A 12,185-nucleotide genomic window follows, 5' to 3' on the forward strand; every position below is an offset into this window, starting at 1 on the left:
AGCCGAACACGAGGCATCACACGCGATGACCCAGCCGATCACCGCACCGCTGGAAACCAGCTAATCAACTCTCCACCAAACCCGGGGCTTGACACAACGTCGACGTCGTGGTCATCAGCGATCCAGAAGAAATCCGCTACCTCGACTACATGGACGCCTGCGCCTACACACCGGCGGAACTCAACGGAGCACAGATCCGACTCGGCCCTGCCAGTTTCGCAGACTCGGAGACACTGGCGGCTACCATCGCCCACGAGCACACCCACGTGCTGCAACAGCAGGCCGGTGAGCACCTGACACGACCACTGCTTGAACTCGAGGACGAGGCGTACGACAGCGAGATTCCCGCCTTGGACCGTTACAGGAGTACGTCATGACGACAATTCAGTTCCATATCAATGAGGTATTCGACATCTCAGCTCGGGGTGGCCTCATCGTCGTCGGGTCGATCCGCGACGGTGAGCTCGTCGGCATCCCGCGTCTCCGGGACGACACCAGCGGAAACCTTGTCCACGTGCTCGGGGTCGATCACCCCACGCCACGCACTCAACGCACCGGCGAGACCATCCTGGTGGTCGATCGGGCAGACGCCGAATATGTTGAGGTAGGGCGCTCCTGGACCGTCGAAGAATAGCTGCAATCGGAGATCAGCGCCGACGCCCAGACCCACCGAGCATTCGTCGATCCGAAGATCCGAAGTCATAATGAACCGCGCCCGAATATTCGCAGTTAAAACGGCTGCGCTAAATCCTGCACCGCGCATCAGGAACCGTTGCTCTATCCCCTGAGCTACGAGGGCGCAAGCCGTGATCCTACTCGACACCCAGTGACCAGCCGCACCCGATAACGCCCACCCGTGTCCAGCCGCGTCGCGGCTGGGGCGATCCGGTCGTCGGATCGCATCCGGAGCAACGTGATCTCCGCGCGGCGGATCCCATGGCCACTCGGTCCCGACGCTGACCGCCCTTGCCCACCGGTGACCGCGGGTCTCCAAGCAACCTCAGAGCACACCCTGCGACGGCGATGGGCGTTGCGTCGCGGCATTTTCACGGAACGCGGTGAGATCAGCAACAAGCTTGTTGTCATCGATCTCGTCCAGATCGATCCCAGCGACCACGGCATGCAGGCGCAGCAACTCATCCGGATGAGCGACCCAATACTCCACCGGGGTCCGGCGCACGACGGCCGACAGCAGATCCCCCGGGTAAAAGTCGCCCTCGGCGAGCGGATCATGCTCCAGAACGACGAGTGCTTCAGGTACCAACACCGGTACGCCCACTTGCTGGCCGAGCATGATCCTCAGATCCTCGACGTCCAGCTTGCCGATCGGTTTGCGCCGCAACTGGTGGACCGTGGCAATGAGCCTGGTGGCGTCGGCCGGCGCATCACCCCAGGCGTCACCCTCGATCTCCTCGAGCGATTGTTCGCGGGCGTCCGTCATGGCACCTCTCCCTCATTCGGCGACGCGAGGCCAAGGAACTGATAGGACGTCATTGGCGGATTGTCACATCACCAGACCAACAAACAAACATCCGGATCTGCCGCGATCCGGGGCGGTGCCCGAGTAGCCATGCCCGGCACACCCTCCCCTCGGGGCCGGCGCAGGTGGACCCTGTCAGACACGGCCCAACGCAGTTGAAGTGGCGCGTTATACGTGATCATGCAGAATGCCCGGATGGTCACTGACGTGCGTGCGGGGCGCGAAGACGATCTGCCGGTCTTGACGGAGATCTACAACCATCACGTCCGAGCTGGTTATGCGACCTTCGACGAAGCCGAGGTCGATCTCGCTGACCGCCGAGCCTGGTGGACAACGTACGCGACTACCGGGCCCCATCGGCTGATGGTGGCTGTCGATGACGGGCGGCCGGTCGGATATGCCACCAGCAGCCCGTACCGGGCGCATCCGGCCTTTCGCCATACGGTGGAGACCAGCATCTACCTCGCTCCCGCGGCCATCGGCCGGGGACTCGGCGGCAGGCTCTACGACACGCTGTTGGCGGAACTGGCCGATACCGAGGCTCACCATGTCGTAGCTGCCGTGGCACTGCCCAATGACGCGTCCGTGGCGCTCCACCTCTCGCGGCATTTCACCGTTGTGGGCACCTTCACCGACTATGCGATCAAACACGGTCGGCGTATCAGTTCTACCTGGTTCGAGCGCCCAGTTCATTCGGACGGACGCCGTTGACTGCGCATCGGCCGCGTTCGACTCTCATGCCGCTGTCCGAGCTCGGGCTGGCCGCCGCTACAGCCCGTGGCCGGCTGTGCAGGGCTGACGTCTTGTCGTGCCGATGTGAGTGCGTCGGATACATCCTCGTGATGCCTGCCAGCACTTCGAAGCCGACCTTCACAGCTCCGCCGTCTGGCTCTCGGCAATCCTTGTGGTGGATGAGCGACGGGGCTTACCGAGATTGCCGTCCCGGGAACGTCCTCGCCGTCGAACGGATGTAGACGTCGGAGCGCTGCAAGGTGCCGGGCACGCCGTGGCGGACACCGCCGTGACGTTGCAGGTGGCGGTGGAGTCGGCTGGCTCCGCCGGTGGCCGGCTGGATCGGCTCGACGGGTACTGGTTGGCTCGGGCCACGGACGCCGGGCGACGCAGGTCAGTCGAACGCGGGGTCGGGCACGCCGGCGACGAGGGCGAGGCGCATCTTGGTGTCGTCGTCGGTGCCCGGCGCCGCGGTCAGGATCACCACCTTCAGGTCCTCGTCGCCGTCGCGCATGACGTCGCAGTCGACCTCGATCGGGCCGACCATCGGGTGCGCGACGATCTTGTGGTCTTCGCGGTGGGTACCGACCGCCCCGGCCCGCCACAACTGTGCGAACCGTTCGTTGCCCGCGGTCAGGTCCTTGATGAGGCGGGCCAGCCCGCGGTCCCCGGGGAAACGGCCGGTGGCCCGGCGCAGGTCCGCGACGACGGCCGACTCCACCAGGTCACCGGCGTCCGAGGTCACCGGCCACTGCGCCAGCCGTGGGGTGTGATCGTCGACCGGGAAGGTGTCCCGCGCGAAGTTGCGCAACGCCGGCGGCGTCGGCGACGGGTCGCCGAGCAGGGCCGCCCAGGGGCGGTTCCACCAGATCAGCTGCCAGTCGGCGGCGAACACCCCGACCGCGGCGTCACCGAGCCGGGCCAGCACCCGGTTCATGCCCGGCGGGATGTGGTGCGAGATCTGCCCGTCGGCCGGGGGTTCCAGGTGGGCCAGCCGGTACAGGTGATCGCGTTCGGCGTGGGTGAGTTGAAGCGCGCGGGCCAGCGCCGCCACCACCTGCGCGGACGGGGTGGTGACACGCCCCTGTTCCAGCCGGACGACGTAGTCGACGGAGATCCCGGCCAGGGCGGCGAGTTCCTCCCGCCGCAGCCCGTTGGCCCGGCGTGTCCCACCTCTGGGCAACCCCACCGCGGCCGGGGTCAGCCGGTCGCGCCAGGCACGCAACGTCGCCCCGAGCCCCGCCTCGTTCATGATCATGCGCTTATTGTGTCGCGCGGCCGGAAGACCAGGGTGGTAAAGATTTTCCTACCGTCGATCCTTCTCTGGCAGGCCCCTTTCCACCACCCGATGATGAACGCATGACCACCGCACTGAGCACCGAAGAAGCCGTCGCCCGCCTGATCGACGAGGCCGCCGTCCGCGACACCATCCGCCGATTCGCCGACGCCGCCGTCCACGGCGATTACGACGCTTTCCGCGCCGTCTGGGCCGAGGACGCCCGCTGGGTCATCGGCGGCACCGACGGCCAGCCTTTCGAACGACGCGCCGAGGGTGTCGAGCAGATCGTGGCGCTGTACCGCACTCTCCGGGAAGAGCGTGACTATTTCATCCAGTTCGTCATGCCGGGCGCCGTCGACATCGACGGTGACACTGCCACCACCCGTTCGATGTGTCACGAAGCGGCGCGCGGTCCGGGTGAGAACTACTACCGGAACAACGGGGTGTGGACCGACACGTTCCGCCGCACCGAGAACGGCTGGGTCTTCACCAACCGCACCTACGAGTACCTGTGGCTGGACTTCTCCCCGTTCACCGGGGACATCTCCTGGCCCGGCAAGGACAGCGAATGACCAACCCTGAGTGGCGGCCGGCCGAGGTGACCAGTCCTCGGCTCGGCCACCCGGTTCCCGTGATCGCGGCTCGCGACATTTCCTATGTCCCGCAGGCCAACCGTTTTCAGAATCTGAGTATCTACCTTCCGGTGACACCGGAGACTTCAGCGTTGATCGGCACGCCGGTCGTATCGTTGCCGGGCTCCGGCTCGGATGCGGTTCGTTACCACGTGCATGTTCACGGTGGCGCGTGGCGTGACCCGAATCTGACCGCCCGATCGATCGAGCCCGCGGTCGCCCACGCCTTCTCCCCGACGGAGAGCGCCGGTCCGATTCGCGCCGTGGCGTCACTGAACTACACCCTTTCGCCATTTCCGACCCATCCCGTGCTGCCGGATCCGGAGCCGGCTCGCGGAGCAGTTCACCCGGCTCACGTCGGTGACGTTCTGCACGGGCTCGATCTCCTTCGCTCCTACGGTCTCGCCGACCATTCGTATGTCCTTTCCGGACACAGTTGTGGTGCGTGCATCGCATTCCAGGCGGTCCTGCAATCGCCCCGGGACCACGGGCTGGACGCGGTTCCGGAAGCGCCGCGTCCGGCCGCGCTGCTCGGGCTCAACGGCCTGTACGACCTACCAGCCCTGGTCGACGGGCTCGGTCCGTCGCACGAGCACCTGCGCGAGGAGTACCGGATGTTGCTGGGCCACGCCTTCGGCACCGACCCGGCCCGATGGCCGGCGGCCAGCCCCACCCGGTTCGGCCCGGCCGTGGTGGGCGAGCGGGCTCCCGGACTCGTCGTGCTTGACCAGAGCAGCGAGGACCAGCTCGTACCGATGAATCAGCGGGAGCGGATGGAGGCGCATCTGCATCGGGCGGGCGTGTCACGGGTCGTCACCGGTCACCGGTGCACGGGAAGCCACGCGGCGCCCTGGGAGCGGGGCGACATGCTGTGGGACAGCGTGCGGGACACCCTCCGGCTCCTTTGACCTCCAGCGCGGAGAGGCAGGTCTCATCCAGGGAACAAGTCCTCAGTGCGCAGGCCGGCGCAGCGGCGGCCAGGCGAACAGCGTGGCCGCCACGGTCAGAAGTCCCAGGCCGGACGCGCCGGAGAGCAGCGGCCCGGCCGCGAAGCCCGCGGTAAGCGTGATCGCCGCCCGCCGGCGGCCGCGTGCTCGGCCACGTCGGCAACGAGTGCGGAGTGCTGATCCTGGCGCTGCCACCGTCAGCGACGCCGATCTCCTGCGCTACGCCGCCGGGGTCCGGATCCTGAACCGCTCCGACCCGGAGTGACGGCCCGTCAGATGCCGAGCAGCCGGCGGGTCACCGTGGTCGCGGTGTCCAGCGGGGCCAGGCTTCGCTGGACCTTGGACATGACGCTGGCTCCCAGCCACAGCTGATAGAGCGCGTCGGCGGTCGCCCGGGCGTCGCCGGTGAACGGCGAGGAGCCGTCGGTGGCGGCGCCGAGGATCGCGCGCTCGAGACGGTCGACGATCTTCGCGGTGCCGGTCTTCAGGGCCAGGCGCATGGGCTCGGACATGTCCGCGACCTCGGCGCCGAGCTTGACGGCCAGGCACTTGCCCTCGCAGTCGCCGAAGCTCTGCGACGCCCGCCACGACGCGAAGTAGGCCAGGATCTTCGCGGCCCAGTCCTGGCCGGGGGCGTCGAGGATCTCGTCCATCTCGGCCAGGTACTGCTCGAAGTAGCGCGCGATCACGGCCTCGCCGAAAGCGTCCTTCGAGCTGAAGTAGTGGTAGAAGGACCCTTTCGGCACACCGACGCTGGACAGCACCTCGTTGATCCCGACCGCGGCGTAACCCTTGTGCGCGAAGGACCGCTCGGCGGCCAGCAACAACTCCGTACGCGTATCGCGGTTGAGATTTCTGGTTGACATGAGGCCAGACTACTAGCCGATTAGACCGGTCGTCTAGACCGTGGTGGGCGACACCCGACGATCGTCAAGGAATCGTGCGCCGGACGCCAACCACCAGGTGTTTCAGTGCTCGTGGCGGCAACGCCACCGGGTCCGGCACTCTGGGCCCGGCCGTGCAACAGCATAGGGACCAAAGATGTTGGCTGGAAGAAAGACCGCCCTCACCGCTGCGGCCGTCGTCGCGGCCACCGCTCTCAGCGTCTTCGCCGTCACCGCGGCCGACGCGCACCCCGGCGGCCACTCGGCGAAGAAGCCGACCATCGTGCTGGTTCACGGCGCGTTCGCGGACAGCAGCGGATTCAACGCCGTCAGCCAGCGGCTGGCCGCCGACGGCTACCCCGTGGTCGCCGCAGCCAACCCGCTGCGCGGAGTCGCCTCCGACGCGGCCCAGGTCCGGGCGCTGCTGGACAGCATCGACGGGCCGATCGTGCTGGTCGGGCACTCCTACGGCGGCAACGTGATCTCCGAGGCCGCCACCGGTGACACCGACGTCACCGCCCTGGTCTACCTCGCCGGCTACCTCCCGGAGACCGGTGAGACCGCCGCCGACCTGACCGGGAAGTTCCCCGGCAGCACCGTCAGCGAGTCGCTGAAGGCGGTGCCGCTGCCCGGCGGGCAGACCGACCTGTCCATCGACCCGTCGGTGTTCCACAAGCGGTTCGCCGCCGACGTGCCGGCCAAGGACGCCGCCCTCTACGCCATCGCACAGCGGCCGGTCACCCAGGCCGCGCTCAACGAGCCGGCCGCGGCCGACCCGGCCTGGCACACCATTCCCACGTACGACCTGATCAGCGGCTCCGACAAGATCATCCCGCCGGCTGCCCAACGGTTCATGGCCGCGCGGGCGCACGCCACGACCACGGTGATCAACGGCGCCTCGCATCTGGTGTTCGTCTCCCACCCGGCCGCCACGGCGTCCTTCATCGAGAAGGCGGCCCGCGAGACCGCCCGCTGATCCGTACCACCGCGGGGCTGCCGGATCGCCTGGCAGCCCCGGCCCTTCGAGAAGTCGGCCACTGGCTGAAGGCGGTGCTGTGGCCTGCACCAGCCGGAACGTGGTTCCTGCGGGCCGGTGGCATACTTCGGCCCGTGGCAGCGGAGGTGTCTTTCGGCGTACTGGGGCCGGTCGAGGCCTGGGCCGGCGGACACCGGTTGCACCTCGGTCCACCGCAACAGCGCATGGTTCTCGCGGTGCTTCTGCTCAACGAGGGCGCGGTGACGTCGACCGGCGAGTTGGTCGAGGCCGTGTGGGCGGAGGAGCCACCGGCCGGGGCGGTCAAGACCATTCGCACGTACGTGTCCCGGCTGCGCGCGGTGCTGGAATCCGCCGGCGACACCATCGAGTCGGTGGCCCGCGGCTACCTTCTGCGGCCCGGCCCGGGACGCTACGACCTGGCCCGTTTCCGCTCGTTGACCGCCGCCCTCGAGGCCGTCCCGGCGCCGGAGCGGGCGAGCCGGGCGCGGGAGGCGCTGGCACTGTTCCGCGGCGAACCGCTCGCCGGCCTGGAAGGGCCGTGGGCGCACCTGCAGCGGACCCGGCTCGCCGCCCTGCGCGCAGCGACGTACGAGACACTGTTCGCCGCCGAGATCGAGGTCGGCGCCCACGCCGGGGTCATCGCCGAGATCCCGGCCGTCATCAGCCAGTTCCCCTTCCGGGAACGGCTCCACGAACTGCAGATCATCGCGCTGCACCGGGCCGGGCTGCGTGCCGACGCCCTGTCCGCCTATCGCGAGGTGCGGCAGCTGCTCGTCGAGGAGCTCGGCGTCGAGCCGACGGCCTCGCTGCAGGAGTTGCATCGCCGGATCCTTCGGGACGATTCCCGTCTCCTGCCCGTTCCTCTCGACACCACCGGCCCGGTCTCGTTGTCGCGGCCCTCGCAGCTTCCGGCGGCACCCGCCCTGTTCAGCGGGCGCGAGGCCGAGCTGCGGCGGGCCGAAGAGGTGGTCGACGCGGCCGGGCCGGGGCTGGCGGTCGTGGTGTTCAGCGGCATGGGCGGGGTGGGCAAGACCTCGACGGCGTTGTACTGGGCGCACCGGCTGGCCGACCGGTATCCCGACGGCCGGCTCTACACGGACCTGCGCGGCTACGGCCCGGGCGGCGACCCGCTCTCCCCGGGCGAGGTTCTCGGCGCCTTCCTGCAGGCGCTCGGCGTGCCGCCCGCGGACGTACCGGCCGGTGTCGAGGCACGCGCCGCGACGTTCCGCAGCCTGGTCGCGGACCGCCGGATGCTGATCCTGCTGGACAACGCGGCCACCGCCGACCAAGTGCTGGACCTGCTGCCCGGCTCGGGCGGCTCGCTGGTCGTCGTCACCAGCCGGGGTACGCTGCCGGCGCTGCTCATCCGGACCGCGGCGCCGCTGATCGCGCTGCAACCGCCCGGACCGGACGAGGCGCTCGCCCTGTTCACCGCACGTGTCGGCACCGACCGGGTGCGCACCGAGCCGGCCGCGGCCCGCGAGATCGTCGAGCTCTGCGGCCGCCTGCCTCTCGCGCTGGCCGTCGTCGCCGCCCGCGCGGCTGCCGCCGCCCACCTGCCGCTCGGCGCGATCGCGGACGATCTGAGAACCGCGCACGGCACCCTGTCCGGGTTCCACCTGCCGGACGAGGCCTTCGACCCGCGAACGGTCTTCTCGTGGTCGTACCACGCGATCGGGCCGGAGCCCGCGGCGGCGTTCCGCCGGCTGTGCCTGCACCCGGGCCCGGACCTCAATGCCGACGCGGCCGCCAGCATGCTGGCGTTGCCGCCGGCCACGACGCGCGGGCTGCTCGGCGAGCTGGTCGCCGCGGCCCTGGTTACGGAACACGCACCGGGCCGATGGAAGATCCATGACCTACTTCGGGCGTACGGCCAGGAACTCGCCCTGCAACTGGACCCGCCGGACCGGCGACGGGCGACGGTGCACCGCCTGCTCGACTACTACCTGCACGCCGGGCGGGAGTCCGACTCGCGGCTGTTCAAGCGGAAGGAGCCCGCCGACGCGGAGGGGCCGCTGCCCGGCGTGGTCGGCGTCGACGCCACGCCGGCCGACTGGTTCATGGACGAACACCTCGGTCTGCTGTCGGCGCTGGACCTCGCCGTCCGGGAGGGGTTCGACCGGTACGCCTGGCAGCTGGCCTGGGTGGTGCGCGACTACCTCAACCGCCAGGGCCTGTGGCATCACATGCAGACGTCCCAGGCCACCGGGCTGGCCGCGGCGATCCGCAACGGGGACCCGGCGGCCGAGGCGCAGGCCCGGTGGGGGGCTGCCTTCGCCGTGTCGAACATGGGCTCCTACGAGGAGGCGCACGAGCACCTGCGGCACGCCCGGGCTCTGTTCGAGGAGATCGGCGACGCCGACGGCATGGAACGCACCAGTATCTTCATCGCCGGCGTGCTCGATCTGCAGGGCCGGTGGCAGGAGGCGCTGGACCAGTTCCGCGCCCTGCTCGCCCTCCACCCGCCGGGGAGCGACCCGACCGCGCGAGCCCGGATCCTGATCGGCGTGAGCTGGGCGAACACCCAACTGGGCCGGTTCGCCGAGGCCATCACCGACGCCCGCGAGGTCGTCGGGATGGCAGCCGACCTGCACCCGTTCCGGGTGGCGGACACCTGGGACACGATCGGTCGCGCCCAGGCTGGGCTCGGCGACATCGACGAGGCCACGGCCAGCTATCACCGTGCGGTGGACATCTACCTGGAACGCAAAGCTCCGGTCTGGGCCGCCCAGTCCCTGCGCCACCTGGGCGACGCGCTCCGGGACGCCGGTCGTGGTCCGGAGGCCGAGAAGACGTACCGGGAAGCCCTGGCCCTGATCGACAGCACCCCGGGAACCCAGGCGACCCGCCTCACCGCCGAGATCGAAAGTATCCTGGCGCTCGGTCCGAGGCCGGGACGCTGACCGCCTGCGCTCACACACAGCCGGCAGCGCTCGCGTGATCACGGTGTCGTCGAGGGCGGCGCATCACCCGATGACCTGCAGTCCCGCGGTCTCTGACCCCTGCGCGGAAACTACATCGAGCAGCGCCGGCAGAACCAGTCCTGACGCCAGTCATCGGCCGAGGATCGGCTGTGTCGCCGGGCACCCGACGGATGTCAACCGTTCGCCCGACCGGCGATTCCCCCGGTTTGGTTGAGTCACCGGGTCCACCGACAACAGGGGAACCAGTGACGCAAGTACAGGCCGGCCTGCGCATCGAGGCGGGCGGTTACACGGTGATCGTCGCCGACGAGCGCGGTGTCGTCCAGGCACAGCGACTGCGGCGGCAGGTGTTCGCCGAGGAGTTCGGCACCATGATCGACGTGGACGCCTACGACGAGCACTGCGACCACATCGTCGTGCGGCACGACGCGAGCGACACGGTCGTCGGCACGTACCGGATGATGACGGCGGACTGTGCGGCTGCGGTCGGCGGCCGGTACGGCCAGCGCACCTTCGACCTGCGCCCACTGCGCGACCTCGACGCCGGCCTGGTGGAGACCGGCCGCGCGGCGGTCCACCTCGAGCACCGCAACGGGGCGGTCGTCGGGCTGATGTGGGCCGGCATCGCGCAGTATCTGAAGCTGGCCGGCCGGAGCTGGCTCGGCGGATGCGCGTGGGTCAAGCCGGACCTTGCCGCCGGTATCTGGGCAGCAGTCCGTGACAGGCACCTCGCCCCGGCCGAGTTCCGGGTCGAGCCGCGCCACCCGGTGCTGCGGACGTCCGGCCCGGAAATCGTGCCAGGCGCCGTCCCGCCGCTGCTGCGCGGCTATCTGCGCCTCGGATCGTGGGTCTGCGGCGAGCCCTCGTACGACACGGAGGCCGGGGTGGCCACCTTCTACGTGCTGCTGTCCGTGGACCAGATGAACCCCAGGTACCGGCGGCACTTCTTCAGCTCCGGCGAGTAACCCGCGGTTGCAGCCGCAGATCCGTACGCGCACCCAGAAGGCGGCGGCCGAGCGGCTCGACCTGCCGTTCAGCACGTACCGCCGGCGTGTGGACCGGGGCACTGAGGAACCATGCGCGATCTTGTGGCGCGCCGAGACGCAGGGCCTCGCCGTGCCCGACGAAACCGATCACCCCGAAACGCCATGACGAGGAGACCATCATGTCCGTACCCCGGGCGACACACGTCGGCAGCTTCCTGCGGCCACCCGCGCTGCTGCGGGCCCGTGCCGATCACGCGGCCGGCCGGATCGGCACCGCCGCGCTGCACGCGGCCGAGGACACCGCGATCACGACGATCCTTCAGGTGCAGCGCGACAGCGGCATCGGGCCCTGCACCGACGGGGAGTACCGCCGTAACGACTTCATGAGCCAGCTCACCGACCACACCGACGGTTTCGTCGGCCAGGCGCCGGTCCTCGACTGGAACTCCGCGGAGCAGCGGCAGTCCGACGACGCAATCCTCAACCTGATCGGCGGCAAGCTGTCGCATCGGGAACGGTTCACCGACCGGGAGGCCGGCTACCTTTCCCGGTACGCGCCGGGGCCGTTCAAGATCACTCTGCCCGAGGTGACGAACTTCGTCGTCGCCAACTGGCAGGCGGGCGTGAGCGACCAGGCCTATCCCACCCGCGCCGACCTCATCGACGACCTCGCCGAGGTGGTGCGGACCGAGGCCGAGGCGCTGGTCCGTGACGGCGTCCGGCACGTCCAGATCGACGCGCCCTGCTACACGAGCTTCGTCAACGAGAAGCTGATCCCCGTCTTCGAGGCCGAGGGGCTCGACCCGCGGGACCTGCTGCAACGCTGCATCGACGCGGACCGCCGCATCGTCGCCGGCCTGCGCGAAAGCGGCGTCACCGTCGGCATGCACATCTGCCGGGGCAACTATCGCGGGCAGTGGTTCAACGAGGGGACCTACGACGGGATCGCCGAGGACGTCTTCGGGCAGATCCCGGTCGACCACTGGTTGCTGGAGTACGACACCGACCGGGCCGGCGGCCTGGCCCCGATCCGCTTCGTGCCGGACGGAACCACCGTCGTTCTCGGCCTGGTCACCACGAAGACGGGCGAGTTGGAGAAGCCGGACGAGCTGGCCCGTCGCATCGAGGGGGCGGCCCGGCACCGTCCGCTGGACGCCCTGGCGCTCAGCCCGCAGTGCGGTTTCGCCTCCGAGGTTCACGGAAACCCGCTGACCTGGGACGACCAGCGTCGCAAGCTCGACCTGGTGGTGCAGACCGCCGGGCTGGTCTGGGGGTGACCCGGGTCATCCTTGCTATCTAGTAGACCAGTCGTCTAGAGTTCTGG

12 protein-coding genes are annotated in these 12,185 nt (G+C 69.4%); 9 read left to right on the forward strand and 3 right to left on the reverse strand.

Annotation, left to right across the window (positions count from 1 at the left end):
- The first annotated feature begins 107 nt into the window (after positions 1-107).
- On the forward strand, positions 108-377 hold the full coding sequence (locus ACH442_RS41830; RefSeq protein ID WP_396343700.1) for a DUF4157 domain-containing protein: 270 nt from the start codon (positions 108-110) through the stop codon (positions 375-377).
- Positions 374-634 carry a hypothetical protein gene (locus ACH442_RS41835; protein ID WP_396343701.1) on the forward strand — a complete coding sequence of 87 codons (261 nt, stop codon included), beginning with the start codon at positions 374-376 and terminating at the stop codon, positions 632-634. The genes ACH442_RS41830 and ACH442_RS41835 overlap by 4 nt, the downstream gene beginning before the upstream one ends.
- A gap of 366 nt (positions 635-1,000) precedes the next feature.
- On the opposite strand, the gene ACH442_RS41840 is transcribed toward ACH442_RS41835, so the two are convergent.
- Complete coding sequence (locus ACH442_RS41840) at positions 1,001-1,441, reverse strand: contact-dependent growth inhibition system immunity protein (RefSeq protein ID WP_396343702.1); 441 nt, start codon at positions 1,439-1,441, stop codon at positions 1,001-1,003.
- Between the two features lie 234 nt (positions 1,442-1,675).
- Here ACH442_RS41840 and ACH442_RS41845 point away from each other — a divergent pair, with 234 nt between their 5' ends.
- Positions 1,676-2,191, forward strand: coding sequence for a GNAT family N-acetyltransferase (locus tag ACH442_RS41845; protein ID WP_396343703.1), 516 nt, complete (start codon positions 1,676-1,678; stop codon positions 2,189-2,191).
- Positions 2,192-2,606: 415 nt separating this feature from the next.
- On the opposite strand, the gene ACH442_RS41850 is transcribed toward ACH442_RS41845, so the two are convergent.
- Complete coding sequence (locus ACH442_RS41850) at positions 2,607-3,470, reverse strand: helix-turn-helix transcriptional regulator (RefSeq protein WP_396343704.1); 864 nt, start codon at positions 3,468-3,470, stop codon at positions 2,607-2,609.
- Positions 3,471-3,571: 101 nt separating this feature from the next.
- On the opposite strand from ACH442_RS41850, the gene ACH442_RS41855 reads away from it, so the two are divergent.
- Both ACH442_RS41855 and ACH442_RS41860 read left to right on the forward strand, forming a co-directional pair.
- On the forward strand, positions 3,572-4,063 hold the full coding sequence (locus ACH442_RS41855; protein ID WP_396343705.1) for a nuclear transport factor 2 family protein: 492 nt from the start codon (positions 3,572-3,574) through the stop codon (positions 4,061-4,063).
- Entirely contained in the window at positions 4,060-5,031 is a 972-nt protein-coding gene (locus tag ACH442_RS41860) for an alpha/beta hydrolase (protein ID WP_396343706.1), read from the forward strand. The genes ACH442_RS41855 and ACH442_RS41860 overlap by 4 nt, the downstream gene beginning before the upstream one ends.
- Positions 5,032-5,342: 311 nt before the next feature.
- Here the strand turns inward: ACH442_RS41860 and ACH442_RS41865 are convergent, their stop codons facing one another.
- Positions 5,343-5,936 carry a TetR/AcrR family transcriptional regulator gene (locus tag ACH442_RS41865; RefSeq protein ID WP_396343707.1) on the reverse strand — a complete coding sequence of 198 codons (594 nt, stop codon included), beginning with the start codon at positions 5,934-5,936 and terminating at the stop codon, positions 5,343-5,345.
- 175 nt (positions 5,937-6,111) lie between these two features.
- Between ACH442_RS41865 and ACH442_RS41870 the strand changes: the two genes are divergently transcribed.
- The 4 genes from ACH442_RS41870 to ACH442_RS41885 all read left to right on the forward strand — a co-directional run bounded on the left by ACH442_RS41870 (position 6,112) and on the right by ACH442_RS41885 (position 12,138).
- The gene (locus tag ACH442_RS41870; protein WP_396343708.1) at positions 6,112-6,930 is read left to right on the forward strand and encodes an alpha/beta fold hydrolase; all 819 of its coding nucleotides are present in this window, start codon (positions 6,112-6,114) and stop codon (positions 6,928-6,930) included.
- Between the two features lie 134 nt (positions 6,931-7,064).
- Positions 7,065-9,854 carry a BTAD domain-containing putative transcriptional regulator gene (locus tag ACH442_RS41875; protein WP_396343709.1) on the forward strand — a complete coding sequence of 930 codons (2,790 nt, stop codon included), beginning with the start codon at positions 7,065-7,067 and terminating at the stop codon, positions 9,852-9,854.
- A 266-nt stretch (positions 9,855-10,120) separates the two neighbouring features.
- Positions 10,121-10,840 carry a GNAT family N-acetyltransferase gene (locus ACH442_RS41880; RefSeq protein ID WP_396343710.1) on the forward strand — a complete coding sequence of 240 codons (720 nt, stop codon included), beginning with the start codon at positions 10,121-10,123 and terminating at the stop codon, positions 10,838-10,840.
- Between the two features lie 200 nt (positions 10,841-11,040).
- On the forward strand, positions 11,041-12,138 hold the full coding sequence (locus ACH442_RS41885) for a cobalamin-independent methionine synthase II family protein (RefSeq protein ID WP_396343711.1): 1,098 nt from the start codon (positions 11,041-11,043) through the stop codon (positions 12,136-12,138).
- The last annotated feature ends 47 nt before the right edge of the window (positions 12,139-12,185 follow it).

This window comes from Actinoplanes sp. NPDC020271, from assembly GCF_044388125.1.
Classification (GTDB): domain Bacteria; phylum Actinomycetota; class Actinomycetes; order Mycobacteriales; family Micromonosporaceae; genus Actinoplanes.